The following is a 25,712-nucleotide window of genomic DNA, read 5'->3' on the forward strand; positions in this document are numbered from 1 at the left end:
GCAGGTGAATCGATTGTCTGCATTGATCGCCTATTCGTCTTCCGGGTACCAGTTCATCCAGTCGACCATGATTTTCGCTGGTCCATCCTCCACTTCAAGCAAGAAACTCTGGATAGCTGAAGGCTGGAAGCGCGGAGACTGTTCACGGAATTTCTCAAGAGGAAAATAATACACATGGAAAATCCCTTCAGTCGGATTGGTGTATTTATCCCCCCTCATTGTCTGATCCAGTTCAGGATAACGGGAATATTGAGAATAAATCGGCGGGTAAATGGCATGAATATCATCGCTGCTGAGAGTTACCGTTTCACCGTTCGTCATAACGACTGAGAAATTCATTGTCAAAGAATCTTCCCACGGATTCGCAGAAATGCCATCATCCTCTAATTCATGCCCCAGATTTGCCAGAGATACCCCGATAGCGCCACCCGCCTCAGGTAACCGGTTTTTTATTCTTGGAGACAATTCAGCCTCCCATACGCCTCCAGTTCTCGTTCCTAGAACCAGTCCTCGTGTAGCTTTCGTGTTTCCTGCACGGTCTTCAGCCTGTCTCACTTTTGTTTCGTAGAAACCCTCAAACCGAGATTCACCGCCTTCACGAAAGGCAAATTCATCCGTTCCTGCATCAAATGAGACAAGCGGTTTACTTTTTGAATTTTGATAGCGGGTCAGGTATCCAGAATCCGGCAACCAATCAGAACCAGAAGCTGCATCTTGAAAAAGAGCGATATAATCTCTTTTATCACGAATGGTCAAATCGAGAAATGCTGAGATAAAGACCTCTGAAGCCTGGCGTTGTTCCTCAGCACTCATCAAATGTTTGCGATTCAAAAACATTCCTCCGGGCAGACTCATATCTGCACGACCCCAGTCCGAATTGAATTGACTATGGTTCCCTTCCGTTAGATATACACTGGCTTTGTGTATCATATTTTCGTTTGAAGACACATCCGTCCTCATAAACTGACGATCCCCTCTGAAATTATGAACATCCCCGTCGTGGGCACCGTGTATCGTCATATAGTTCACACCCGAAAGTCTGGGGCGTTTCTCATCGATTTGACGATCAGTTGGTGCAATGGCTATAACCGATCTTAGATCAATCATTTCTATACCGTTCACCGAATCATCATCAGCAAAAAAACGCCCGTGGTCTGCTACCATACTGACTGCCTGTCCGCCTCTTGAGTGACCAATTAATGAAACCTGATCCAAGTCGAAATCACGAAATGCATGATCCGCTCCTGCGAGTTGGTGACGTTGAAATTCCAGTAAATGCTGCATCAAAATCCAAGGTCTGAGTAAATAATTTTCACTGGGGATCCCTGTATAACCTGAATAATTCAAAAAGTTTTGATCGACGGAAACAGCGGCATATCCCTTTTTGGCAAGCATTTCTCCGAGGTACTCGTAACCCTCATCAGAAAAATGCTCCATCCGATGATTTCCATGAACGATCAATACGACAGGAAATGGTCCCTCATCTGTATCCGGCATCCAAACCCGGCCATTCAGCGGGAGCGCTGACTCGTCAAATCCAAAGAAAAAAGTTCTGCTATCTGGCCAATCGTCAATGTAATGAGATCCATCGACCGAACGTGTTTGGATTTCCATACCATGACGGAATTCATCCCTGTGTTGATCACCGCCGGATGCATAGGTGAAATGACGGATCGTTTCACTGCCATTCTCTGCAGGATTCGAAACACTTTCAATCGGGGCCGCTTTCGAATGATCCATTGTAGATACAGGGTTCAAATCATCTGCCTGAGGGTTAAAAAAAACAAGAAAAACCATTGACGCTGCCGGGATCGCCAGTTTTCCTGAGCGAATTAAAATCGGGTCCTCTTTCGTTCGCGTCAAAATGATCAGACAAATCCCCAGTAGTAATCCAAATACAGCCCAACCGGCAGTCACGACATGAAGAAACAGCCCTTCAAGGTTTCCTTCTGAATATATACGCCAAACTACCCCATAAAATCCCGAAACTGCTGCGATGGTTAACCGCGGTATGGGGAGATACAATAATGACAATAACGCTGCCAGCAGATAAATGCCTAGCCAATAAACTCCACTGAACACGAGAATATGCAATAACATATCCACAGCCAAACCAAACCCTGATGGATTGCCCATCGCTGTCAGGATCATTACAATCAGCCCCGTTACAAAAAGTCCCAATGAAAGTTTGATTCCACCAGGATCAAAATGATTTGTCAACCTGATTCTGTTAAGAAACCATTGTTTAACAAGATGGCGCTTGCTGAAATGTTCCAACTCCTTTTGTACCATGCTGACACTGCCTCCCGGTTGCTCATGTCTGAGAATCACCACTTTAAGCGAGTGACAAGTGCAAGAAGTTCTTCACGCTCACTGCTGAATAGGTCATCCTCTTTTATCATGTGGATCACTTCTGCTTTTGTCAAATATCCTTTAACAAGTGCATTCAGCTTTGCCGCAATTGTTGAACGTAACAGGGCAGCTTCATCGCCAAAATAATCCACCAGCTCGTTCCATGATCTGCTTGCCTGCCTGAGAAAGTATTTTTGATGCCAATTCTCTGCCGGTGTAAATCGACCCGATTGTATAATAATAGTCTCAATGATTCTGTTTTCAGATTCCATTAATCTCCTCTTACGATTTTCTGCCAAGCTGGTCTGCTGCTTACTCTGAGTGACAATCAATGATTGATATTGCTTTCCGCCATAGCCGTGCAACTTTCCGGAATGCATCGTCCAGTAATGATGCAATAATGATTCATAACTGATTCTGTCCGGCTGGAAATGAACCTTTACGACTTCCGTGTGATCGCCCATTTGTGCATATGTCGGAGACGAACTTAATCCACCTGCATAACCGACCTCTGTGCTCTGTACACCTTCAAGATGACCGAACCGGCCATCGGGTCCCCAAAATCAGCCACTCCCAAAAATCGCAAATTCGCTATGATCATGCTTCATTACAGTTCACCCCAATTTATCATCGATGCGTCTGAAGACCTTACTGACGACGACGGATTGTTTATCGAACATTATGACAAATCATTTTCTGACATTTTGTCTACTTTATCCATTTTCCCTTTGCGTATCAAGCAGAAACGCCAAAACCATATGCAAAAGATACCACACCAATAATTCGTAAACTCAATCAAGAGAGCCGTTCAGTCATTTGATCATCATGATCATTCTTATATCAAGACCGGTTTTATCCTCACCAAGTCTCTTCGTTCCAAGTGTTTCAATTACCGCTTGATTGTATAAGTCCAGCCCTGAAAACAAAAAAGTCTTTTGGCATTGGCGTGGAAAGCTGTTTCACCAACCACGAACCAATCGTTCTGCACTTTCCTTCGACATCGGTTTATAAAAATAAAATCCTTGAAAATAATCACACCCGCAACTTTTAAGAATGCTGACTTGATCTGAATTTTCTATCCCTTCAGCCACAACTTCCAAACCGATGTTATGAGCCATATCAATAATAGATCCGATCATTTGGGCTGATTCGATTCCAGATTCAATATCTTCACTGAATGTCTTATCAATTTTAAGTGTATCAAGCGGAAATTGCCTTAAATAGCTCAGAGATGAATACCCGGCACCAAAATCATCCAGTGCAATTCTAACACCATTCAATCGAAGTGTGTGCAATACATTCGTAATCTTTTCGACATCATCCGCAAGCACGCTCTCTGTGATTTCAAGCTCCAAAGAAGCCGGCTCAATATCTGCTTCTTGAATAATCGCTTTCACTTGCTCAGGAAAACTTTCCTGTTTGAGCTGAATTAAGGATATATTAACAGAGATGATCAATGAATTATCGCCATCATTTTCCCACTGTTTAATACTTTGTACAGTTTTCCTCAGAATCCATTCCCCGTATTCAACAATCATGCCTGTTTGTTCGAGAACAGGAATAAATACATCTGGAGGCACCGCACCAAACTTATGAGACTGCCACCGCATCAAGGTTTCAAATCCGCGGATCTGATTGGATTGACTATTCATCAAAGGTTGAAAATTGATATGTATTTCCTCATAGTCAAAGGCATGCCTGAGGTGCGACTCGATCAAGACTAACCGGTTCATTTCATCTTTAATCTGATCATTAAACATCAGCCACTGATTTTTCCCATCGTTCTTTGACCTGTACATCGCCGTATCAACATTTTTCATCAATTCTTCATAAGTTGCACCGTGATCCGGATAGAGAACAATTCCTGCGCTGGCACTGATGAAATAGGAGACATCAGAAAAAACAACCGGATTCTTAACTGTATCCACGACAAGGTCAGCGAGTTCTTTTATGTTTTCACTCAACGGTTGTTCAATGACTGCTTCCTCAACGAGCATGACAAATTCATCTCCTCCTAATCTCGCGAGAACCGCACCTTGAGGTTTAACTTTTTCCAACCGCTTTGCAATGTCCACCAGCACTTGATCACCTGCAAAATGACCGATCGAATCATTTTTTTTTGAAATGATCGAGATCAAAGTAAATCATTGCAAATATTTTTGTATTTTGTTCGATGAGAGACGTAGCAACCTGTTCAAAATGAGTCCGGTTCGAGAGTCCTGTCAGCTGATCAAAAAAAGCAAGGTGTTCAATTTTTTCATCTTTCAGAAGTAATTCAGTGACGTCATGATGTTTAAACAACAGTAAATTGAGTTCTCCAGATTCTTTTTTTACAGGTGTGATAACGGAATGATAGGTTCGCAGGTTCCCTGTTATTTCATCATTGACTCTTGTAACAAATTGAAATGGTGTATTTGAGGACATTATTTTATCCACGTGCCGGTGCATTTCTTTCAACAAAGGATAACGCTCTGCCAGTTTTGAAATCGGCTGATGGATAACACTTTCTTCTGTATCACCCAAAAAACGAATCATCGCACTGTTTGCAGTGACCATTTCTCTATTCTTTGAAAGAGCATAAATCAGATCAGGAGTGTTTTCTATAATAGACCGGTATTGTTCCTCTTTCAGTTTCAGTGCTTCCCGGTTCACTGCAAGAGCTTCATATTGAAGGTGAAGCCGCTGATCGGATTCGACAAGTTCGTCATGTGTCTTTTTCAATTTGTTCATTTTGTCTACCAGGAACTGGTTCACCATCCATTGGGAAAAAATCATCAACCCGACAAAAAAGATAAATGCAACCAGCCTCGAAAGCATGGTCGTAATAGAAACGGAATACTCTTCAACTGAAAATCCATAGGTCAGGATCCCGCTTACCCAAAAAGAATAGATCACAAGATATATAGAAAGTGACATCCCCATCCACCAGATCGTTTCTTTTCGAGAAAGTAAAAGCATCGCTGTATAGGAAGCACCTACATAAAACAGAATGGACAAGCCGATCATACCGTAAGTCAAACTGCTGACAACACCTGTTGCAAACAGCACGGAGATCACAATATACGCACGAAACTGAAACGGGATCTTTACTCCTCGTCCGTAAATAATCAATAAAAGGATATACAAGATCAGAACAGGGTACGTCATTTGAATGGAACCGAGAATCCATTCATTTATAAAATTGACCACGATAAAAATCAAACCCACTGCTAAAATGGATAATAAAATTCGTTGCAACAACGTTTCTCTGATTTCTTCCATCGATGACTCAATCACCGGATCCTGTATCTTCAAACTCATAATCACTGCCTCCTGCATTGATAAACAAATGTATGCATTTCAAAATAGCTCGATGTTCCAAATTATCTATGACTTATGATTTTGTAGTATGTTGAAAAAGCTAAAAGGGATTGATTCGAATAGTATGTGATAAATAAATATACTATAGATGTGTTGTTATTTCATCAACCCTTCTCTGAAATGTATTTATGTTATTCAGTTTGCATGCCGCTCAGCATTGAGGAAACAAGTCTGAAGAACAAATAAAAGCATTCTACCCAAAACACTGGATAAACATGGATTTCCTCTACAATCTCGAGAGTATTTCCACCATAGGAGAGGAACCCACTTTCATGTCGCAAAAACTACGAAGTCTGTTCAACTCTTTAAATCAAGAATAAAGAAATGGAACTTGAACTACCGCTAGACGAGAGCCTTAGTTGCACATAAGCTCTAACCCTTTAACGCAATTTGTTGTCTTCCAGGGGAGTATAAAACCAAGACACCGCTCTCAGTATTACGGTCAGCGTTTTCATAATTAATATACGCAACTACATTGGTTCTAATCGGAATTGTCAGTAATTCGTCACATGAACGATGCAAATCAATTTCATGGAGAATGTAAGATTAGAGTAGTATTTATTTGAATAAGTCACATTACCGGAGGCAAACAACCATGACAAATCATCCGAAACATCCTCATGGGTCCACTCATCCTCACAGTGCGATAGACTACAGTCAGAATCCTTTTATCGTCATCTGGGAGGTTACCCGCGCCTGTGAGCTGAGGTGCCTGCACTGCAGGGCAGATGCACAAACAGAATCCCATCCAGATGAACTGAATCATGAAGAAAGTTTGCAATTGATCGATGACATTTACGAGATGGATAATCCAATGCTTGTTTTTACCGGTGGTGATTGTATGATGCGTGAAGATTTATTTGAACTCGCAGACTACGCCGTCCAAAAAGGGATGCGCGTCTCCATGACACCGAGTGCAACTGATAATGTTACAAAAGAGAAAATGCAACGAGCGAAAGATGTTGGTTTATCGCGATGGGCATTCAGTCTCGATGGGCCCACAGCGGAAATACACGATCACTTTAGAGGAACGTCCGGATCATTCGAGCTCACCTTGGAAAAAATTCAATACCTGAAATCACTGAACATGCCTCTGCAGATTAATACAGTGATCTCCACATATAATGTTCATGCCCTTGAAGAAATGGCAGCTCTCGTCGAGGAACTCGATGTTGTCATGTGGTATATTTTCATGCTCGTCCCAACAGGCAGAGGACAATTAGATGCCTGCCTGACTCCGCAGGAACACGAGAACGTGTTTAAATGGTTGTATGAATTGAACAAAACATCCAACTTCGATATTAAAACAACAGCAGCTCAACACCACAGAAGAGTTGTCATTCAACAGAAAGCAAAAGAAAAACTCATTGAAAAAGGTGCCATACACTATCAGGATTCCATTTCTGATACCGCATCCGAAGTTGATGGTTTAAAGCGGGCACCTAAAGGCGTAAACGATGGGAACGGTTTTATCTTTATTTCTCATACCGGTGAGGTCATGCCGAGTGGTCTGCTTCCCATTCCGGTTGGGAATGTAAAAGAACAGCCCTTGAAGACCATTTACCGTGAATCCACAGTATTAAAAGAACTGAGAAACCCGGATTTATACAAAGGGAAGTGCGGCGTGTGTGAGTACCGATTCGTTTGTGGCGGATCACGTTCAAGAAGTTACGCCGTTACTGGTGACTATCTAGAGAGCGAACCCTTCTGCATTTACGTTCCTAAGAAATGGTCAGATCTTCAAAAAAGTTGAAGAACGCTGGCTTATCGAGGGGGCAGTCGCATTGGACTTGATCCTCGATTCATTTAGCGTTTTTGAATTCCCGATAATAAAAAATATGCCACCTGCATCATGCAGGTGGCAGTTTCTATGTGTCCAGTCTCCTGAACGCTAATCTGGCTTCATATTCTTGAAGTGTACCCAGTTCATCATTCATAATTTGCTCCATTTCCTCCAGATCATATCGCGGTACGGGACGGTCTTCATCAGACCAGTCAATCATATAAATAAAGTAATAGCCGGACAGCGCTCTTAAAATGACCGTAGAATGAGGATATGAAGAAAACCAAGCCTTGATTTGCTGCTTTCTTCCATAGGTCCAGTCCAACAATTCCATAATTGTTCACTCCATCATTTATCGATACAGTCTATAGCTTAACGGAGTCTGCGGAATTGTTCAAGCAATCTGCATCAATTAATTGCTTTTTTGGTTCAAAATCGTCACATCTGCTTCTGACTCTTTCTTTCTCATTTTCGTCGTGCCATTTAATCTGCCGTTCTCTTCAATGATGATGGTTGCCATGTCAGCATCTCCACTCACTTTACCGCTATCATGAATATGCAATGTTTCATCAACGCTGACATGACCTTCAACACTCCCGGAAACATAAAGATTTCTTGCTTTAATCTCCGATCCAACCTTCCCATTCGGACCAATTGTCACGTCGCCTCTGCATTCGATTTTACCTTGAATGGTCCCGTCAACATGTAAGCTTGCTTCCATAACGATATCTCCTGAGAAAGATGCGTCTTCTGCTATGACAGTGGTTACATCTGATTTAATCTTCTCCTGTTTGCTGCTGTTATTAAACATACTTAATTCTCCTCCTCTTGTTCATGAAAGGTAATGTAAGGATAAGGGTCCACATGCGCATCATGCTGAAATACTTCGTAATGCAAGTGAACACCTGTGCTTCGTCCCGTTGTTCCCATGCCGCCAATGACATCCCCTTTTTCGACTTTGTCTCCAGGCTCTACATCCATGGTATGTAAATGTGCGTAAAGCGTCTCATATTGATTCCCATGATCGATGATGATTTTATTACCATACCCTGAATGTTTGCTTACCGTTTCCACAATCCCATCTGCAGCTGCATAAATTTCGGTTCCTCTTGGAGCGGCAATATCCAGTCCTGAATGAAAGGATGTTTGTCCAGTGAATGGATCGCTTCGTTCACCAAATTGTGATGAAATCCGGCCTTCCGCAGCCGGAAAAATGGTTGGGACCGCCTGCATTTTCTCCTCATATGAGATGATCGCATCTACCGTTTCTTCAAAAGATTCAATCAAAATGGGCAATTGTTCTTGCAGAACGTGTAAATCATCTCGAATGTCTTTTTCTGTCATTGCTGATGCTTTATCAGAAACCAATTCTAAAGAGGGCCCCCCACTTCCTTCATCGGAAGTTTCAGAAGGAAGTTCCAAATTAACATCCTCAAGGTTTTCCTCCAGCAGCTGGAATTCCTCAATGGCCTTCCGGACTTGGTGCGCTTCTTCATAGACCTGTTCGTTTTCTCTGTTTAAGTCTTCGATCTGTTCGTCTTTTCGTGTGATTTTTTCTTCTGTTTCATGCTCAATGTCGGATATATCTTGATGCAATGATTCCCGTTCTTCTTGAAGACCATAAATCAGAAATCCGCCAATAAAAAGCATACTGATGATTGCAATCGTTAAGCCTCCAGCTGCGTAGAACAGTTTTTTTCTGATTCTGAACTGTTTCATACTGGATCTTGTATCTGAACTCAACAATATTGTCCAGTATTGACTGTTGCTCGTTTTTTTATGTACTTGCTTCTTCATTCCCTGAACATCTCCCTTATGAACAGATTTCCATTCACTATCTTATCTGAATAAAAAGGAGATGTATAGATCTTTCAGCACATTGTAAAGAGGGTGTAATATAGTCAAAAGGAACGGGTCTTGGACCCATTCCTTTCTTTTGATTATAAATTGTTAATCCCATTGGCATATACCCGGAAACCATTCAGTGCAGACTCCAGGAAATCAATGGTCCCCTGATCAATCAATTTTCCATCCTTGTCGATCTTTTCAGCTGCTTTGCCGATGAAAATTTCAGGCTGCGGCATCGTGTGAGCACCGCAAGCAGCTAATGTGACCCGGAGGTGTTCCTGAGCAAACGCTGTACCCAACACAGATGGACTTGCACCTGCAATCATGACCGGCTTGCCATCCAGAACATTTTCATATGTCATACTACCTGCCCAATCCAATGCATTTTTTAAGACACCCGGCATGCTGTGTGAATATTCAGGGGTAACGATTAACACTGCTTCTGCTTCTTTGATTGCCTTTTTAAAGTCAAAAACTGCTTCAGGTTCACCCTGCTCTTCCAGATCAGCATTAAATAATGGAATATCTTCCAGGCTCAGCACTTGAATATCATCTGAGGTTTGATCCATATGGTTGACTACTGAACGGTTCAAAGAGTGCTTTCGTAAACTCCCGCAAAATGCTGCAATTGTCATTGGTTTTCACTTCCTTCTTAATAGTTTCTAAAGATACACGTTCCCTCTGTTGCCTTGTTTAAACTGAAAATTGACAGGAGTCCCATTGAAGCATATGATAAAAACGACTTTTTAAATGTCAGTCGGATTAATGGAAGGTGAAATACGTGTCTGAGCCTATATTAACAAAAAATCAAAAAAATAAACTCATTGCGGTTATCGCAGTGCTTTTGACCTTCACTGTTATGAACGGTACCATGTTTAACGTTGCTATACCAGACATATCCGAAGAATTTCAACTACTCCCTTCACAGGTCGCCTGGGTGATGACCGGTTATATCCTCGTCTTTGCCATAGGTTCACTGATGTATGGGAAACTGGCCGATCAATACCCGATTAAGCGCCTGATGACCATCGGCATTATACTCTTTTCAACAGGGGCACTGATCGGCCTGTTCTCCGGCTCTTTTGCCATGCTCCTGGCAGCCCGGATCATACAAGCTATGGGGGGAGCGACCATTCCGGCTCTTGCATTTATCATTCCTGCACGCTTTATGCCGGAAGACAGGGGCCGTGTTTTTGGTATTGTATCATCTACCGTTGCTTTTGCCTCCGGCGTAGGTCCGATTATGGGCGGTACGATCGGTGGCACATTTGACTGGCGTTTATTATTTATTTTCTCGATCTTGGCAATTTTCACAATTCCGCTGCTTCGGAAATGGATACCGGATGAAGAGACGAGACCGGGATCCACTGATATACCAGGCGCGATATTCATCGCCTCCGCCGTTGCATTTTTCCTTATTTCCATCACATCATTTTCGGTCATTTGGCTTACTTCAAGTCTGGCGGCATTCCTTTTGTTCATCTGGAGAATCCGGACTTTTCATACTCCCTTTGTCGATCCAGCGATTTTTAAGGATGTTCGCTATATGGCAGTGATTGCCACGAGCTTCCTGAGCACCAGCGCCATGTTTGGCATGATATTTGTTGTACCCATAATGGCACGGTCTGTTTACGATCTCAGTACCATTCAAATCGGTATGCTTCTGTTTCCCGGAGCAATGACCGCAGGACTTATCGGTCAATTCGGTGGGAAATTGACCGATCGCCATGGACCTGAACCCGTTTTGAAAACAGCACTCGTAATTGCCATTACAGGGAGCACGCTGATTGCTGCACTGATTGGCGTTCCACCCATAGTACTCGCCATGGCCATTGTTATACAATATGCTGCATTCCCTTTAATACAAACTTCAACTGCCAGTTTATTGACAACCCTTGTACCCGTTGAAAAAACAGGTGTTGGTATCGGTTTTTTCAATCTGATGAATTTCATGTCGGGTGCAATATCGAGCGCAGTCTTCGGCGCTTTTCTCGATTTGGGTTCCATTCAGTTTTCTTTACTCCCAATAGCCATCCACTCAGAATTCGCATTATATTCGACACTGTTCACAATTCTTGGCTTACTGGCATTGAGCGCAATGATGCTGTTCACTTCCATTTTCAAAATGAAAAAAACCCCCAACAAAGTGGTGTAGAAATTTATTATTTCTACCGTCCATTTTGTTGGGAGCCTATCAATCTCAGCCTGGTGGGGTTTTTGAATCTATACAGAACTGTCAAATCGCTCACCTCTGCCGGTGAACATTTGTTCAAACTCTGTTTCTTCCTTCGTTTTCTCTTTTGCCTTAGGCGTCATGAAAATGTAGTTCATCCGATCATGTTTGTTTCTCTTCATTGCAGAGAACAATTCTGCACGCTCTGCAGCTGTCAGGGTTTTAATTGATGAGGTCTGCTTCTCATGGCGATTCACGTATTGCAGCGTCTGTTCGTCACGAACCGGTGGAATATACCCCATACGCTTCACCTCTTAAACGTATAGTACCCTTTGATTAACTAGGTTCAAACATAAAACCAATTAAAATAAATGGAAGAAAAAAACTTTGCCCCTGTATTCAGGAACAAAGTTTAAACGCTAATCACTCATTTCATTTTATCCGTTATACTCACATCAGTCCGGTAACGTGGTAGCCGCCATCAACATGCAGATTCTCTCCCGTTACACCACTCGATAAATCGCTCAACAAAAAGAGCGCAGACTTTCCAACTTCTTCTTGGGTAATGGCCCTTTTTAAAGGGGCGTGGTTCTCCATTTCTTTAATCACGTCGTTAAATCCACCAACACCCTTGGCAGACAGCGTTCGAATCGGACCAGCTGAAATCGCATTGACCCGGATGTTTTCTTTTCCAAGATCGTTCGCGAGGTATTTTACACTGGCTTCAAGACTTGCCTTGGCTACACCCATCACATTATAATTTTTAACGACACGTTCCCCGCCAAGGTAAGTCAAAGTTATAACTGAACCACCTTCTGCCATCATAGACCTTGCTTCCTTCAGCACAGCTGTCAGGGAATAAGCACTGATGTTTTGAGCAGTCAAAAAACCGTCTCGTGTCGTATTTAAGTAATCACCCTCGAGTTCATCTTTATTAGCAAATGCTATACAATGCGCAATACCATGAATAACCGGCGTAATTTCCTGAATTTGTCTGAATGTATCTTGAATTTCTTTGTCCGACGTTACGTCGCAAGGCAAAACCTCATGGCGTTCACCGCCATCCAATGATTCTGCAAGGTCTTTTACCCCTTTTGCGAAACGCTCCCCTGCGTATGTAAAGATTAATTTAGCTCCCGCTTCATGGAGAGCCTGTGCAATCCCCCAAGCAATGCTGCGTTTATTTGCCACTCCCATGACAACGTATATCCGGTCTTGTAAGTCAATTTGCATTTGTTAGTCCCCCTGCTGAAAATTAAAATTAGTATCTGGTCTTAATTCTAACCTATGTGTTCTGTCGCGTCAATCACTCATCCCGTTCTTCGCCTACTGAAAATGCTCTGGAACATGACTGTAACAGTTGAATGGATGACCCGTTTTCGGATCGAGCCAAGCGAGTCCGCTTGCATGCAAAAGTGTTCGCTCTGCCTTTCTGGCTGTCTCTTCATTTCCATAAAGGTCATCACCATAAATCGCAAAACCTAACCAGGCAAGATGCACACGAATCTGATGCGTGCGACCTGTTTCAATCCTCAACTGAAGAATCGAGCGCTCCCCATTTTGTCTGATCCGCTCAAATCGGGTGATCGCAAATTTCCCCTCATCAGAAACCATTCGTTCGACGATGCTTTCGGGATGCCTTGCAATCGGAGCAATCACTGTCCCCCATCTCCATGGAAAAGCACAGGAAACGGCTGCAGTATAATATTTTTGAATCTCTTTGTGCATGTGTTGTTTCATAAACAGGCTATGGCTGTATCGATCCTTCGCAAACATCATCAGACCAGAGGTCTGGCGATCGAGTCTCGTCACAGGATGAATTGTCGCGGGGTATTCCTTTTGCAGAAAATAATACAGGACCCTTCCTGCAATCGACGATTCAGAAGGATCCTCATTCGGAATGGATAAAAGTCCGGCGGGTTTGTTGACAACTATACACCAATCATCTTCAAAAACTATATCAAGAGCAGTTTTATCAGTAACTATTCCTGAACCGATTTTTTCTGGTGGAAAAAGAATATCGAGATAATCCTTTGAATGAAGGCTTACGTCCACATTACGGGGTTCTCCGTTCAGACGTATACTGCCTCCTTGGAATTTGATCTCTGCCAGAAGTTTTCTTGAGATAAGCAGATGATCTCTCACATAATCTCGAATGCTCATACCTTCTGCTGAAGCTCGAATAATGAACCGCCTGAAAATACGGTTCCCCTGATGACTCAGCATCAAATGAACGACTCCTTTACCCGATTCCAAAACGGGAATGGCCTGAACCTTGCAAATCGAACCCGTTCATCCGCGACGCGACACTGAATGGATTTCATTTCAGGCTCAATTAATGTGTAATGGTCCACCGTTACCTGGAACTCGTCGTGGTATCTTGGTTTCAATAAACACGTATGATGCTGGGGAAGGACAAGTGGTGATCCGATGGTTCGGTAGACTCTGTTATTAATCGATGCCATCTCTGCCAGTTGGATACAGGGTAGGGATGGGTGGAGAATCGCTCCTCCTAATGCTTTGTTATAAGCTGTACTCCCCGAAGGTGTAGAAAGGCAAAGTCCATCTCCTCGAAATGTCTCAAAAACATCACCTTTGATTTCAACATCCATGACCAATGATCCGACCTTTGTTTTGACCGTACACTCATTTAATGCGAGATACCGGTCTTCTGGCTGATCGTTTGTATGTCTGATAATCACTTCGAGAAGTGGGTATTCGACGATTTTAAACGGCGTTTTGGCAATATGAATCACCAGTTTCTCCACCTCATCCGGTTTCCAATCAGCGTAGAACCCCAAATGCCCGGTGTGTACCCCAACAAAGGCAGTTTGCTCAAGGCGACTTGAATACTGATGAAACGCCTCGAGGAGCGTGCCATCTCCACCAACTGAAATGACAATATCAGGCTCCTTTTCATCCGGAATCAATTCGAACTCTTCCAGGTAATTCCGAATCCGTTGGGCAAGTGTATTTGAATCTTCGTCCCCTCTGGAACGTACGTGAAAATGCATATGAACGCCTCCTGCCTCTGCTAGCTTTTTCGATGCTGACGATCGTTCTCCTTCGTTTTTGAGATGATTTCCTGAGCTTCCTGAACTTCACCACGAATCTTCGACATTTCTTCATCCAATTGAAAAGCTGCTTCGGCTGCACGTTGCAGACGTCTTTCAACTTTTTCCGGGATCTGACCAGCGTATTTATACTGAAGAGAATGTTCAATGGTTGCCCAAAAATTCATCGCCAGAGTACGAATCTGCAATTCGACGAGAATTCGCTTCTCCCCTTCGATCGTTTGAACAGGATAGCGAAGGATCAAATGATACGAACGATATCCACTTCTTTTTTTATGTTTAATATAATCCCTTTCTTCAACAATTTCGAAGTCGGTACGTCGTTTAATTAATTCCACAACAGTATCTATATCACCTACAAATTGACACATAATCCGGACACCCGCAATATCCTGCATCAATTCTTCAACCTCATCAAGGGGTATATTTTTCCGTCTTGCTTTTTCAATGATACTCGATACCGGTTTCACACGTCCCATGACAAATTCGATGGGTGTCTGTCTTGATGTGAGCTGATACTGGTCCCTTAGACCTTTCAATTTAATCTTCAATTCATTCACTGCCTGTTTATAAGGCGTAAGCATTATATCCCAGTCCAACATGATTGATCACCACCCGAATAAAATCTCCTCTACATCTTATTTTATCACACTCTTCAGCTGATCCGCATAACGAACATTGAAAGGAACAAATTCAGTTGCCGAATCCAAAAATCTGTGGAATAATTAAACATAATCTAATCGAAAATTGCAGGTGAATCATGTGAGTCAGGAAATCGAAATTGAGTTTAAGCAACGTCTTGACCAATCGGCATTTTTGATGCTGAAAGAGCACTTTGAAGAGCAGCGTACGCCATTCTTCAGACAAGTCAATCACTATTTTGAGACTGAAGATTTTCTTTTAAAAGCACATCAAAGTGCATTGAGGGTCAGAGAAAAGAACAATATGCTTGTATTGACATTCAAGCAGCCTTATGAAAAAGGACTCCTTGAAACCCATCAGCCACTCTCTGAAAAAGCGTTTGAAAGTATGAAAAAAACAGGCGATATTCCTGAAGGGGAAGTAAAAGAGCAAATTGCATCGCTCATTGCGTCAGATAGCTTTTCGCTCATTTATTATGGAAGTCTTACAACAGAACGCAGTGAAATCAACTTGCCTGAAGGACAGCTTGTACTGGATCAAAGCCAATATTTACAGCATACAGATTTTGAGTTGGAATTTGAATCCTCTTCGTATCAAGAAGGCGAAAAATTCTTCAATCATTTAATAGAACGGTTCGAATTGGACAGGGACATACCCGATAATAAGATCCGACGTTTTTTCAAGGCTTTAGACAAACAAAGGAGCGATAACTGATGATGGATCGGCTTATGACGGATTATTATCAATGGAAGATTCTCCAGAAATGGGGGAACGATCAGGCATCTTCCGGAAATTCCTCTATATTGGGCTCAACACATCATCAAGGCAACTTTGCGGCAATGCTGCAACAGCAGATGAATGGCGATGGGCAGCATGCATCGCCAAACGACAACCTGATGTTACCTTTGTCCAGACAAACATCTCTTGCTCAGACAAATCCTTGGTTGAATAACTTCGAGCCCAGCAACGCTGAACCGATGACAAAATCGGATTCACCCGCTCTAAAGTCAGATCAACCATATACTGACATCATCGAACAAGCAGCATTTCGCCACGGTGTTGATCCTGCACTGATTTATTCTGTGATTAAACATGAATCCGGCTTTCAAAACCAGGTGACCAGTCATGCTGGTGCTGAAGGATTGATGCAATTGATGCCAGGTACAGCAAAATGGCTGGGCGTCACAGACTCTTTTGATCCCGTTCAAAATATCAATGGTGGAACCCGGTATATAAAAGACATGCTGAATCAGCACAATGGCGATGTGGAACTTGCACTTGCATCTTATAATGCAGGTCCCGGTAATGTCCGAAAATACGGGGGCATCCCACCATTCAAGGAAACGCAGGCCTATGTACCGAGAGTGTTAAATACCTACAGATCGATGGCCCGCGATGCATGAGTCTTGATAATGATTGAAACTTCTCTTATGATAAGAGAAGTTTTTTTGTTTACCTGTATATTCATAAGAGCCCAAAAGAATAAATGTGTAACTGTTTTAGTACAACGACCATCACCTCTAACAGTTGCTCAGTATTTTACAAGTCTGTTTTGTTGAACAACAGCTGAACCCTTGCTACAATTACTAATCATACAGATAAAAAGGAGACATACATGAGTGATAATGAAAAACAGACGCTTTTCGAGCGAATCGGTGAATCAGAATTGCATCTTTTGATTGAGCGATTTTACACCCATGTTCAAAAACATCCGGATATTTCCGATTTGTTTCCGGAGGATATGAGCGAGACCATACGTAAACAAAAGCAATTTCTGACCCAGTTTTCAGGTGGTCCTGACGATTATACAATGGAGCATGGACATCCAATGCTGCGTATGCGGCATATGCCATTTCACATTGGAGAAAAAGAAGCTGATGCATGGCTCTCTTGTATGCATGAAGCTCTCTTAGAAAGCGCGATTGACATTGGGACGCAACAAGAACTGTATGCCCGTTTGTCACATACTGCGAAACATATGATAAACCACCAGTCCGACGACAGGCAGGAGTTCAAAAGGGGGGCATCAACATGAATTCATCTCACAGTCATTTTGTATGTAACGACGAACTTGGAATTTGCTGTCCTGCTGATCCGGCCGCACTGTTTTTAACACCAAAAGAGAAGAAGCCGGTAGAAATTCACATGTTCATTGATCCGCTTTGCCCGGAGTGTTGGGTACTCGAACCATTCGTCAGAAAGCTGCAAATGGAATACAGTTATTATGTCACGATTAAAACATTTATCAGCCACAGTGGATCGAATATTCTCCCATCATCGGATAAAGAGCTTGGTCGTTTATTTAAAGAAATGGCAAACTCCTACAACGCAACTGCTTGCAGAACGGGAATGCCCTGTAATGGAGATGTTTGGCATGAACAGGCCATCACAATGCCTTATATTGCGAATCTCGGCATCAAAGCTGCCGAACTTCAAGGAAGAGCCATTGGCTCTAAATTTTTGAGGAGAGTCCGGGAAGCACTATTTCTGAGGAAAAAGAATATTGCAGACAAAGAAACTTTGATTGAATGTGCCCGTTTTATTGATGGCATGGATGTTGAGGAATTCAAGAAAGACCTTAATTCAGAGTCATCAGAAAAAGCCTTAGAATCAGATCGGAAAACAACAAAAGAAATGAACGTTAACCAATTGCCTGCCTTAATTTTTTTCGGGGATGATGTGAATGAACCTGGCTTAAAAGTCGAAGGTCATTATCCCTATGAAGTCTATGTAGAAATCATTGAAGAACTGGTGGGAAAACCGTTAAAAAAATGTCCTCCCATTCCATTGACTGATTTCATATCATTTTATTCAATTGTTTCAGAAAAAGAAATTTCGGTTCTTTATGATTTATCCATGGAAGCTGTCCATAAAGAAATGAAAAAATTAAAGTTACGCCAGATGGTCGATGAAATTCCTACGCGTCAAGGTTATTTATGGAGATACAGGAAAGTGGAAGAGGTTTCTGAAAAAACCTTTTAAATGAAATCATATTAATCCTTTTTATAAATACCAAAAAGCGCCGGGTGGGGTAGACCCGGCGCTTTTTGGCGGAGCTTTGTCTTTTCAGAAAGGTTGTACGTCAAGGGGTTAAGACGAAACACATAAGCTTAGGGGGAGTTATGTGATTCCTTTCACAACTTGAATATACCAAAGATCGCCGCTCCCGGCAATCATTTTGTGATTTGGTTCACAAAATGGACAAAATATAGTGTTGAATACAACGTAATGGCCGGGATATCAAAAATCCAGGCCATTACAAGATTGCTTTATGATTCGATTAATCAAACATCAGCTCTTCGAGTTCATTTAACGTTTCTTCAAACACTTTTAATGCCTGTTCAACCGGTTCTGCAGATGTCATATCCACTCCGGCTTTTTTCAATACTTCGATTGGGTAATCCGAATTCCCTGCTTTCAGATAATCAACAAATCGGGTGACTGCCGGTTCTCCTTCGTTCAGAATTTGTTTAGCCAATGCAGTTGCAGCACTGTACCCAGTTGCATACTGATACACATAGAAATTCATATAGAAATGAGGAATTCGCGCCCATTCCATAGCAATTTCATCGTCAATAACCAATTGATCACCAAAGTATTTACGATTCAGCTCATAATACCATTCGCTCAACGAATCAGCTGTTAAAGGCACACCCGCTTCTGCTTTTTCGTGGATCAGCTGTTCAAATTCGGCAAACATCGTTTGACGGAAAACTGTGCCTCTGAACCCTTCAAGAAACTGGTTCAACAGATACAACTTACGCTGCTTATCCGTTTCCTTGTTTTGCAGATAATGATTCAATAATGCTTCGTTTGTTGTTGAAGCGACCTCTGCTACAAAAATCGAGTAATCGGCATAAGGGAATGGCTGGTATTTCCGTGTATAATAGCTGTGCACGGAATGACCGAATTCATGCGCCAGCGTAAACAGATTGTTCACATCATCCTGCCAGTTCATCAGCACATATGGTTTTGTTCCGAACGTCCCTGATGAATATGCGCCACTTCTTTTCCCCTGATTTTCTTCAACATCAACCCAGCGTTTATTCAGCCCTTCCTGAACGATTGAAACATACTCATCCCCCATCGGTTTCAAGCCTTCCACCATGAGCTCCTTCGCTTCCTCGTAGCTGACTTTCATATCCACATCTTTCACAATCGGTGTATAGAGATCCCACATGTGGAGTTCATCGACACCAAGCGCACGCTTACGAATGTCAATATAGCGATGGAGCAGATGCAAATTCTTATTCACCGTGTTCACCAGTTGATCGTAGACAACTTCCGGTATATGGTTTTTACTCATCGCAGCTTCCCGCGCATTGTTATAGTTGCGTACGCTTGCCTGAAATAAGTTTTTCTTTACGTTACCACTCAAGGTTGATGCAAAGGTATTTCTGAAATTCGTATACGTAGAATACATAGCTTTGAAGGCATCTTCTCTGACCCTTCGATCATCACTTTGTAAAAAGCGAATGAAGCGACCGTGGGATACTTCTGTTTCATTTCCATCTTCGTCTTTGATAGTTGGAAATTTCAAATCAGCATTGTTCAACATACCGAATGTGGAAGATGCTGCGCTGGTGACTTCTCCTGCCTGAGCAAGCAATGACTCCTCCTTTTCGGATAATACATGAGGGCGCTTTTTATTCAATCTTTCAAAAGCATGCTCATACAGTTTTAACTCTTCTTTCTCTTCAAGAAATGCTTGCAGTTTTTCTTCCTGGATTGACAATAACTCAGGCGTAATGAATGATCCCGCTTTGGACGCTTTTGTCACAAGTTGTGATGCCCTGTCATGCAATCCCTGATAATAGGAATTGGTTGTATCCTGGTCATAACGCATACGTGCATAAACAAACAATTTACCAAGTTTGATCGATAACGCATCTTCAAATTGCAATGCAAGGTACAATTGTTCAGCGGATTCAGATAAAGTCCCTTGGAACTTCTCGATTTCAGGAATCTCTTTACTGATCTCTTCAAATAATGTTTCCCATTCGTCGTCTGTCTTAAAAATGTCCTCAAGATCCCAGGTTTTTTCAACCGGGATTTCTTCTCTTTTCGGTAAAGCAGATGTGGCCATCATGGCACCTCCAAATTAGGTTCAATGTTCTTTTCAATTGCAACATATTCATTGTATCGAATTTCCGATTTGCAATTCAAGACATTGCTATTATTTTTTTCGCGTCTCTAAATAAGTCAAATATCGTTTGCTGATCAATTCATCATCTTGCAAGAGTGTTTCGAGATTTTTTTTAACCGTGATGGAATGTTCCAATTGATAAACACCAGGATATTCCTGCCCGACTACGCCCAATTCATGTAACCAGCATACAAATTCGGTGACTAAAAGTCGCATTCGACCTCTGTCCTCCATGAAGTTTGATCTGATCTGTATGATCCCCTTACCGACAGCTTCACTCATCAGATCACAAAGATCAGTGATCACAATCCGATCTCTCCGTTGAATGACTGCTAAAAGCAGCCATGTCTGCCAGATTTCCGGAGGGGTTTTCAATATGTATTGTTGCTGAAGCGGCACGCGGCAGATAGCTGGAAAATAATTCAGGTTCAATCCGTACTCTTGGAGCAAACCCAGCACAGTTCGTTCTCCTTGATTCAAGGATAAGGTTTTCTGGAGCCTCTTACGCTTTGTTTGGCTGAGCCACCTTCTGATAAAGGAGTCTGAGAAACAGACAGTGAACTGATTAATCACGCTTTTATTCAAAAATGCACCGATGGATAATTCATCATCGGGTACATACTCACAGGCAGTTAATGTCCGGTTCTGCAAGTAAAAATAACCGTGCCTGAAAAGCCATGTACCTTTTTCCACATCGATATAACAGGCATGCGGAACAGGTTTCATTTGTATCAACAGCTCATCTAGAAGAGTCATTTTCTGGTCACTGTTTAAACCATCAACCTGATCCACCCCCACCCAGAAAGGCACGATATCAACAGATAAATAGTCTTCATAACGCATCCGGAAATCTTTTCTGTTAATAAAGGAAAGCTGGATTTCAATTACATATTCCTGGTCTTTGAACTGAAAATAGATATCCGCACGTCGCTGAATCACTGGAATCCATTTTTCGGTTTCCGAAATGACCCCCTTTCTTGCTAACCATTCAACGACAAATGCCTTTGCACTTTGATGAGTGGCACTTTCATTTGATTCCTTTTGATAATCATGTTGTTCTTCTTTGCAAAGCATAGGTAGATCACCCACTTTATGAGAACGTATATTCTTTTCTTTGGCAAAAAGAAAAGCCGAACGAATCGGCTTTTCTAAAAATTATCTCTAAACACTTCTACAGCATTTTTTTCAGCAATCACTTTTCCATACTCTTTTAACAGATGAACACTGACATCCGTTTCATTACCAAATTCCAGCGCTTGGCTCACAATGTTATCCTGTTCTGCTTCGGAAAAAGAATCGTCCACCGTCACTTCGAAAAAATACTTGTTTTTGTAGTGATACAATGTGGAAAGGACATCCTCTTCAAAGTTCTTACTGAACTGAATAAAGTCTTCCAAATCATCCAATTCAAAAACGACAGTCAGAATTTTGTCTCTGCTTACGTTTTTAGGTTTTGCATCTGTATAGCCACGATCAAGCATATCTGCTAAATTACCATCTTGGTCCGTATCGAGATCTTCTTCCATTGGAATTTCCAGATTCACTTTGCCATCGTTGATTTGCCCTCGAGTCACAATAACTTCAAGACCCTTATCTAACGCATGAACCTGCACCCAAAGCGGACCGTTCATTTCAAATTGATCTTGATCACTGACTTCGTTCATCATTTCAAAAAATAATTCCTCACCTTTATCTCTGTTATACCAGATTTCTTCTTTGTTAAAGCCTCTGTTTTCAATATCATTATAAGTGATAAAGAATTTTATTGTCGTTTCATTAATTCTTTCGATTTCCATTCAACCTCACCCTTTCACGAGAGAATTGATCGTGCTTGAATGCAAGCTTACTACCGCTTTACCCTTTTTTCTTCAGTTATAACAATCAATTCTTTGAAACATTAAGATATTACGTCCATTGTATAGGAGTTAAAGCAAAATGAAAAGGATAAAATCTTCGATTCACATCGGCGTTTGTTAGTACAAATAGTCAAAAAAAGCCAGCCGCAGTGATTGACGGAAGGCTTTTTAAACGATGCCAATTATTCATTCACCAAATGTTTTGAAGCTTCCTGCAATTGAAAAGTACGGACTGTTCGAGGGAGGAATCTTCGGATTTCAGCCTCATTATAACCAACCTGAATCCGCTTTTCATCAAGTATAATTGGCCTTCTGAGAAGCCCGGGATTATCACTGATCAGCTGAAACAACTGCTGTAACGGCATCATATCCAGTTCAACTTCCAGTTCTTGAAAAACTTTTGATCGGGTTGAAATAATTTCATCTGTGCCATCTTCAGTCATGCGAACAATCTGTTTAACTTCTTCTACAGACAATGGATCAGAAAATATATTTCGTTCCTGAAAAGCAATGTCATGTTCCTGCAACCACGCCTTGGCTTTTCTGCAGGATGTACAGCTGGGCGATGTGAACAAAGTTACCATGATGACGCCTCCCTTAAGTTTAAAGTCAGTTTGTTTCCCACATTCTCAATTAAACTGTAATAATCCGTCCGCTATTTATAATAATTATTATACAATAAATAGTCTCGTTTGAAAAGCCTTTTTTCAAAAAAGCTTGAACAAAAGTTGTACTGACTATGTAAAGCAATGTATCATAATTGAGGTGTTCCCTGAAACCGTTGTTTTAAACATCAAAATCCGTATTTTCTGAATAATTTTAATGTACTTTCATTCCATCTTTACTTTATAATACGTCTGAAACAGGATTCAGGTTTCATCATGACTGATATTTTTTCAATTAGATTTGTTAATTATCAGAACAGACCAACCTGGCTTATCTTTGATGTTCGGTTTTGCAGCCTGACCTTTTCATTTTTTGCCAATCGCATAAAAAACCGCAGCAATGCTGCGGTTGTATACTTCCTGATTATATGAGTATCAAAAGAACCTCCAGCTATTTTACTTATTTTCATCCAGCAGCTCTCATATTCGATACTGTTTTGCCTTTAGTTCGTGGGACTTTGTTTACCTCTTCCCATTTTCGTTTTAACAGATCTCGCCATAACAATTTTTTCTTTTTTCTTTTTTCACGATTACTCATCACAAACACTCCTTTCTGAATTGACATTTTCATCATGATTGGAAAAATGTTCGTGACCTTATTATCCTTTTAAGCTGAAGGCTCTTTGTCATCATTATCGTCTTGATCATCATAGGTTAATACTTCATCCACGGATTGATAAGACTTTCCGTAGAGCATTTTATCTTTATACGTATGAATATTTTCATACGTTAAGCACATTTTATTATAAATGCTTTCCTCCGAATCATTTTCCGGTGACCAGAATAATATTTCAAGTTCAGTCATTTCGCCAGTTGCCAAAGAGCGTCTTGAATACCCGATCGACTGTGCATGTGTGAATCCTTCGCGGTTATAAAAGCGCATTCGTTTTTCTGCATCAGTTTCTTCATAATCGACAGGTTCGACCTCCAAAATGATTGGCTTCTGTTTCTCTTTCATCGTTTGTAACAACTTTTTTCCAAGACCCTGTCCGCGTGCATCTTTGGAAACAAACAGATAATCGATAAACAGGAAATCATCGGTTTCAACGTACATCAATACATGCATTGGTCCTTCATCTTTTTTATAAACATCTTTCTTTTCTTTGAGCAGAAGATCCATATGCTCTTTTGACTTCATTTCCTCAACCGGGAAATATTGACTCAATTTTTCATACCAATTCATCCAATGTGTACCTCCGTTGTTTAATCCTGCTGCAGGTAAATCTTTATTCTTTATTATATTATATAACATGATTCACTTACACGAAACCTTAATTAACAAACATGAGTATAGATGAGAAGTGATGAGTGTGATGAATCGTACTCTGCTGCCCGGTGTTCTTTGATTTCCTTCCGATAATTTAAAAAGCCTCCACCAGTGTCAGGCGGAGGCATTGATTACGTTATTCTTCTGATAAATCGAGGTCAAGCATATAATCCACGTTCTCAGTATAGCGGTTCCCGGCATTCCATAAGAGGAATTCATGGATATCGTTGTCATAAAGTGCTTGAATTTGTGCTTCCACTTCTGACTTCCCGTAGTTCAGATAATTACCTGAGCCTAAATAGCTGGCAGTGAAATCCTGGATCCAAGGCCGCGATACCGGTGGATCATCCAATGCTCCCAGTACTTCGTTTTCCACTTGAGAATACTCATCGATGAGCTCATATGGATAAAGATCCGGTTTATCGATTCCGAAGTATGGGCCCCAGTGACTCGGATAGATCATCGAGGAGATGACATCCACATTTTCTGAGATTCTGCTGAAATTCTGTCCAATGCCCGGCGTCTGTTCAATCGTGGCTGCATAACCGAAAATATCTACTGAAACATCGACATCGTATGGCTCCAATTCTTCCCTGGCATAAGCAACAAAGTCCGTCACTGCATCAACCCTGCGCTGTACGTTATCCCCTGGACTGTCCATATAATCTTCGACATCATAGTCCAAATCGTCGTCACGGTTTTCAAATCCTTCAGGGAATCTTACGTAGTCAAACTGAATATCCTGAAAACCCATTTCAGCAGCTCGTTTGGCGATTTCCACATTGTATTCCCAGACTTCTTTCATAAACGGATTCACAAATGCCTCGCCGCGACGGTTTTTCCAGACCTCTCCATTTTGAGTGAAAGAAAGATCAGGACGCTTTTCAGCAAGCACTGTATCTTTGAATACTACAATACGAGCAATCGGATAAATCTCATGTTCTTCAAGTGTGGACATCAATTCGTGTGGATCTTTAATCATTCTTTGGGAAATATCATAATAAAAATCATCTTCATCTTCCGGACGGTACGTCAAATAACCATCATCGTCTTTTATATCTATGACCATAGCATTCAGATCGGTCGTATCAGTCAATTCCAGAAGGGAGTCCATTCTCGATCCGCCCGCAGAATGACCTGTGACGAATATTCCTCTGACTGCATCGGGATATGCGAATGTATAACCCGAATCAAAAGTGAAACGTGCAATGCTTTCAGGCCATGTTCTCGGGGTCATGCCGTTTAATTTTTCAACATGTAATCCTGCTGTTAAGTACTCTTCATTTTCATTGTTCTCTGCTTGAACTGTTGTCTGGCCGGCTAAGATCATAAATCCTGCCGCAGCTGCAACGATTCCCGTTGCCAAGGTCTTTTTCATTTTGTTCCCTGCCTTATATTCAAATTCACCTGTCTGGTGTTGTAGATCACTGTTGCTTACTAAATTATACATGCTCAAACTTCTTTTACCAATACAAATTTAAAGAATACACTATTTTTTTTAATTGACAGTTTACTGCCTGCTGCTCTATAATCATTTTCAATTCAG

General features: G+C 41.6%; 25 protein-coding genes and 1 pseudogene. 6 read left to right on the top strand and 20 right to left on the bottom strand.

Annotated elements, in window-relative coordinates; translation table 11 throughout:
* Positions 1–30: 30 nt before the first annotated feature.
* From BBEV_RS10010 to BBEV_RS10025, 4 genes and pseudogenes are all read right to left on the bottom strand, one after another.
* A complete protein-coding gene (locus BBEV_RS10010) occupies positions 31–2,292 on the bottom strand; it encodes an alpha/beta hydrolase (protein ID WP_069365348.1) in 2,262 nt (753 codons plus the stop codon).
* 35 nt (positions 2,293–2,327) lie between these two features.
* Positions 2,328–2,855: pseudogene (locus tag BBEV_RS10015) on the bottom strand (peptide-methionine (S)-S-oxide reductase); the annotation flags it as partial.
* Positions 2,856–3,311: 456 nt separating this feature from the next.
* Positions 3,312–4,490 (bottom strand): putative bifunctional diguanylate cyclase/phosphodiesterase, encoded by a 1,179-nt coding sequence (locus tag BBEV_RS10020; RefSeq protein ID WP_069365350.1) that lies wholly within the window; start codon positions 4,488–4,490, stop codon positions 3,312–3,314.
* A complete protein-coding gene (locus BBEV_RS10025; protein ID WP_069365351.1) occupies positions 4,462–5,652 on the bottom strand; it encodes a sensor domain-containing diguanylate cyclase in 1,191 nt (396 codons plus the stop codon). Before BBEV_RS10025 ends, BBEV_RS10020 begins: the two co-directional genes overlap by 29 nt.
* Positions 5,653–6,307: 655 nt before the next feature.
* On the opposite strand from BBEV_RS10025, the gene BBEV_RS10030 reads away from it, so the two are divergent.
* Positions 6,308–7,465, top strand: coding sequence for a TIGR04053 family radical SAM/SPASM domain-containing protein (locus BBEV_RS10030; RefSeq protein ID WP_069365352.1), 1,158 nt, complete (start codon positions 6,308–6,310; stop codon positions 7,463–7,465).
* 115 nt (positions 7,466–7,580) lie between these two features.
* Here the strand turns inward: BBEV_RS10030 and BBEV_RS10035 are convergent, their stop codons facing one another.
* The 4 genes from BBEV_RS10035 to BBEV_RS10050 all read right to left on the bottom strand — a co-directional run bounded on the left by BBEV_RS10035 (position 7,581) and on the right by BBEV_RS10050 (position 9,978).
* Positions 7,581–7,829: a hypothetical protein gene (locus tag BBEV_RS10035; RefSeq protein WP_069365353.1), complete on the bottom strand. Its 249-nt coding sequence runs from the start codon at positions 7,827–7,829 to the stop codon at positions 7,581–7,583.
* Between the two features lie 78 nt (positions 7,830–7,907).
* A complete protein-coding gene (locus tag BBEV_RS10040) occupies positions 7,908–8,306 on the bottom strand; it encodes a bactofilin family protein (RefSeq protein ID WP_069365354.1) in 399 nt (132 codons plus the stop codon).
* 2 nt (positions 8,307–8,308) lie between these two features.
* The gene (locus tag BBEV_RS10045) at positions 8,309–9,292 is read right to left on the bottom strand and encodes a M23 family metallopeptidase (protein ID WP_069365355.1); all 984 of its coding nucleotides are present in this window, start codon (positions 9,290–9,292) and stop codon (positions 8,309–8,311) included.
* Between the two features lie 143 nt (positions 9,293–9,435).
* Complete coding sequence (locus BBEV_RS10050; RefSeq protein ID WP_069365356.1) at positions 9,436–9,978, bottom strand: NADPH-dependent FMN reductase; 543 nt, start codon at positions 9,976–9,978, stop codon at positions 9,436–9,438.
* A 146-nt stretch (positions 9,979–10,124) separates the two neighbouring features.
* Here BBEV_RS10050 and BBEV_RS10055 point away from each other — a divergent pair, with 146 nt between their 5' ends.
* Positions 10,125–11,498: an MFS transporter gene (locus BBEV_RS10055; RefSeq protein ID WP_084007338.1), complete on the top strand. Its 1,374-nt coding sequence runs from the start codon at positions 10,125–10,127 to the stop codon at positions 11,496–11,498.
* 68 nt (positions 11,499–11,566) lie between these two features.
* Here BBEV_RS10055 and BBEV_RS10060 read toward each other — a convergent pair whose 3' ends face one another.
* The 5 genes from BBEV_RS10060 to BBEV_RS10080 all read right to left on the bottom strand — a co-directional run bounded on the left by BBEV_RS10060 (position 11,567) and on the right by BBEV_RS10080 (position 15,192).
* A complete protein-coding gene (locus tag BBEV_RS10060; protein WP_069365357.1) occupies positions 11,567–11,818 on the bottom strand; it encodes a hypothetical protein in 252 nt (83 codons plus the stop codon).
* 148 nt (positions 11,819–11,966) lie between these two features.
* Entirely contained in the window at positions 11,967–12,749 is a 783-nt protein-coding gene (fabI, locus tag BBEV_RS10065; protein WP_069365358.1) for an enoyl-ACP reductase FabI, read from the bottom strand.
* A 93-nt stretch (positions 12,750–12,842) separates the two neighbouring features.
* Complete coding sequence (locus BBEV_RS10070) at positions 12,843–13,679, bottom strand: RluA family pseudouridine synthase (protein WP_198154980.1); 837 nt, start codon at positions 13,677–13,679, stop codon at positions 12,843–12,845.
* Between the two features lie 62 nt (positions 13,680–13,741).
* Complete coding sequence (locus tag BBEV_RS10075) at positions 13,742–14,530, bottom strand: NAD kinase (RefSeq protein WP_069365360.1); 789 nt, start codon at positions 14,528–14,530, stop codon at positions 13,742–13,744.
* 20 nt (positions 14,531–14,550) lie between these two features.
* Positions 14,551–15,192: a GTP diphosphokinase gene (locus BBEV_RS10080; protein WP_069365361.1), complete on the bottom strand. Its 642-nt coding sequence runs from the start codon at positions 15,190–15,192 to the stop codon at positions 14,551–14,553.
* Positions 15,193–15,343: 151 nt separating this feature from the next.
* On the opposite strand from BBEV_RS10080, the gene BBEV_RS10085 reads away from it, so the two are divergent.
* From BBEV_RS10085 to BBEV_RS10100, 4 genes are all read left to right on the top strand, one after another.
* Positions 15,344–15,946, top strand: coding sequence for a CYTH domain-containing protein (locus BBEV_RS10085; protein ID WP_198154981.1), 603 nt, complete (start codon positions 15,344–15,346; stop codon positions 15,944–15,946).
* Positions 15,946–16,635 (top strand): lytic transglycosylase domain-containing protein, encoded by a 690-nt coding sequence (locus tag BBEV_RS10090; RefSeq protein ID WP_232318149.1) that lies wholly within the window; start codon positions 15,946–15,948, stop codon positions 16,633–16,635. The genes BBEV_RS10085 and BBEV_RS10090 overlap by 1 nt, the downstream gene beginning before the upstream one ends.
* A 212-nt stretch (positions 16,636–16,847) precedes the next feature.
* Entirely contained in the window at positions 16,848–17,267 is a 420-nt protein-coding gene (locus BBEV_RS10095) for a globin domain-containing protein (RefSeq protein ID WP_069365363.1), read from the top strand.
* Positions 17,264–18,214, top strand: coding sequence for a ClpXP adapter SpxH family protein (locus tag BBEV_RS10100; RefSeq protein ID WP_069365364.1), 951 nt, complete (start codon positions 17,264–17,266; stop codon positions 18,212–18,214). Before BBEV_RS10095 ends, BBEV_RS10100 begins: the two co-directional genes overlap by 4 nt.
* A gap of 298 nt (positions 18,215–18,512) precedes the next feature.
* On the opposite strand, the gene pepF is transcribed toward BBEV_RS10100, so the two are convergent.
* The 7 genes from pepF to BBEV_RS10130 form a co-directional block, all read right to left on the bottom strand.
* Positions 18,513–20,318: an oligoendopeptidase F gene (gene pepF / locus BBEV_RS10105; RefSeq protein ID WP_157100957.1), complete on the bottom strand. Its 1,806-nt coding sequence runs from the start codon at positions 20,316–20,318 to the stop codon at positions 18,513–18,515.
* Positions 20,319–20,408: 90 nt separating this feature from the next.
* Complete coding sequence (locus BBEV_RS10110) at positions 20,409–21,452, bottom strand: competence protein CoiA family protein (RefSeq protein WP_069365366.1); 1,044 nt, start codon at positions 21,450–21,452, stop codon at positions 20,409–20,411.
* A 74-nt stretch (positions 21,453–21,526) separates the two neighbouring features.
* Positions 21,527–22,174 (bottom strand): adaptor protein MecA, encoded by a 648-nt coding sequence (mecA, locus tag BBEV_RS10115; protein ID WP_069365367.1) that lies wholly within the window; start codon positions 22,172–22,174, stop codon positions 21,527–21,529.
* 242 nt (positions 22,175–22,416) lie between these two features.
* On the bottom strand, positions 22,417–22,818 hold the full coding sequence (spxA, locus tag BBEV_RS10120) for a transcriptional regulator SpxA (RefSeq protein ID WP_069365368.1): 402 nt from the start codon (positions 22,816–22,818) through the stop codon (positions 22,417–22,419).
* A 487-nt stretch (positions 22,819–23,305) separates the two neighbouring features.
* Positions 23,306–23,437, bottom strand: a complete 132-nt coding sequence (locus BBEV_RS17900; protein WP_267887763.1) for a hypothetical protein — start codon at positions 23,435–23,437, stop codon at positions 23,306–23,308.
* A 69-nt stretch (positions 23,438–23,506) separates the two neighbouring features.
* Positions 23,507–24,082 (bottom strand): GNAT family N-acetyltransferase, encoded by a 576-nt coding sequence (locus tag BBEV_RS10125; protein WP_069365369.1) that lies wholly within the window; start codon positions 24,080–24,082, stop codon positions 23,507–23,509.
* 220 nt (positions 24,083–24,302) lie between these two features.
* On the bottom strand, positions 24,303–25,544 hold the full coding sequence (locus BBEV_RS10130) for a putative glycoside hydrolase (protein ID WP_069366703.1): 1,242 nt from the start codon (positions 25,542–25,544) through the stop codon (positions 24,303–24,305).
* Between the last annotated feature and the right edge of the window lie 168 nt (positions 25,545–25,712).

This window comes from Salisediminibacterium beveridgei, from assembly GCF_001721685.1.
GTDB classification, from domain to species: Bacteria; Bacillota; Bacilli; order Bacillales; family Salisediminibacteriaceae; genus Salisediminibacterium; species Salisediminibacterium beveridgei.